Raw genomic sequence first — 257 nt, 5'->3', positions numbered from 1 at the left:
CGAACGAGTGGGAAGAAGTCGCACACGAAACGCATCGCGCGCATGCACCGAACGATTTCGATTACGCGTTCGTCACATACAAGCGCAAAAGCCGGTGACGTAAGGCGCCCGAGCGCAGTGAAGCGCGCTGACAAAAGCGGAACGAAGCACGCCGAAAAAGCAGAACGCCACGCAAACTTGCGTGGCGTTTTCGTCTGTACCGCTACAACGCTGGAAAACCGCTTACTGCCCGGCGATCGTCATCCGTTCGATCAGCA

Annotated in this window: 1 pseudogene; it reads left to right on the top strand. The window is 57.2% G+C overall.

The window, feature by feature from the left end:
* Nucleotides 1-98: pseudogene (locus SB822_RS58750) on the top strand (dihydrofolate reductase); the annotation flags it as partial.
* Between the last annotated feature and the right edge of the window lie 159 nt (nt 99-257).

This window comes from Paraburkholderia sp. SIMBA_054 (assembly GCF_046534875.1).
GTDB lineage: Bacteria > Pseudomonadota > Gammaproteobacteria > Burkholderiales > Burkholderiaceae > Paraburkholderia > Paraburkholderia hospita.
The sequence above is the reverse complement of the archived record's forward strand: the minus strand, read 5'-3'. Positions and strand labels throughout refer to the sequence as shown.